General features: G+C 68.7%; 1 protein-coding gene and 1 pseudogene. Both read left to right on the forward strand.

Annotated features, from left to right (window positions below; genetic code table 11):
* Positions 1–351, forward strand: a pseudogene (locus ABZ570_RS33975) (hypothetical protein); the annotation flags it as partial.
* Positions 348–1379, forward strand: coding sequence for an IS3 family transposase (locus tag ABZ570_RS33980; RefSeq protein WP_358072290.1), 1032 nt, complete (start codon positions 348–350; stop codon positions 1377–1379). The pseudogene ABZ570_RS33975 and the gene ABZ570_RS33980, both read left to right, overlap by 4 nt.
* Positions 1380–1411 lie beyond the last annotated feature (32 nt).

A 1411-nucleotide genomic window follows, 5' to 3' on the forward strand; every position in this document is an offset into this window, starting at 1 on the left:
CGGACCAGGACATACACCGCCGCCTACAAGGCGCGGATCCTGGCCGAGTACGAGACCCTGGACAAAGCTGGCAAGGGCGCGTTGCTGCGCCGTGAAGGCCTGTACACATCGTTGATCGCGGCGTGGAAGCACCAGCGCGACGCGGGCGCGCGTGAGGCCCTGGCCAAGCCCGCGGGTCGACCGAAGACCGACCCCGCCGTGCGGGAGGCCGCCCGGCTGCGCGCCGAGAACGAGCGGCTACGGGCTGAGCTGGACAAGGCCCGCAAGGTGATCGAGGTTCAGGGAAAACTCTCCGCGCTGCTGGGTCAGCTCGCCACCGACAGCGCGACCGAGCAGGGCGAGCCGAGATGATCGACGCTGCTGTCGAGGCGGCGATCACCGAATTGGCGCCGCTGGTCGGGGTCCGGGCGGCATGCCGGGCCACCGGCCGACCGCAGGCCAACCACTACCGCCGCCACCGCCAGTCCCCGCTACCACCACGCCCGCAACACCAGCCGAGGCCCCAGCCCCGCGCGTTGACCGCCGCCGAGCGTGACAGTGTGCGGGCGCTGCTCAACAGCCCGGACTTCGTCGACATGGCCCCGGCCGCCGTCTACCACACCCTCCTCGACGAGGGCGTGTACATGGCGTCGGTGTCGAGCATGTACCGGATCCTGCGCGAACACGGCGAAGTCCGGGAACGCCGCCGCCAGGCCGTGCACCCGCCGAAGGTCAAACCCGAACTGATCGCCGACGCCCCGAACCGCGTGTGGTCCTGGGACATCACGAAGCTCCGCGGCCCGGCCAAACGGGTCTTCTACCACCTCTACGCGGTCATCGACATCTACAGCCGCTACACGGTGGCGTGGCTGATCGCCGAACGTGAGGACGCCGCCCTGGCCGAGCGGCTCCTCGCCGACGCCATCAACAAGCAGGGCATCAGCCGTGAGCAGTTGACCATCCACGCCGACCGCGGCACCTCCATGGCGTCGAAGACCGTCGCGCAGATGATGGCCGACCTCGGCGTCACCAAGTCCCACTCCCGGCCGAGGTGCAGCAACGACAACCCGTTCTCCGAGGCCCAGTTCAAGACGCTGAAATACCGGCCGGACTTCCCCGACCGCTTCGGCTCGATCCAGGACGCCCGAGCCCACTGCCGGACGTTCTTCACCTGGTACAACACGATCCACCGGCACTCAGGCATCGGCTGGCACACCCCGTACGACGTCCACCACGGCCACGCCGAACGCATGCGTGACGTCCGCGCCGAGGTCCTGGCCGCCGCCTACACCCGCAACCCCGAACGGTTCGTACGCGGCACCCCGCAACCACCCGCCCTGCCCGAAGCCGCGTGGATCAACAAGCCCCAGGAGAACACAGCTCAGTCAACGAATCCCTGAACAATCCGCCCCGAACTGGTTGACATCTTCCG

The organism is Micromonospora sp. NPDC007271, assembly GCF_040634005.1.
Classification (GTDB): Bacteria; Actinomycetota; Actinomycetes; order Mycobacteriales; family Micromonosporaceae; genus Micromonospora.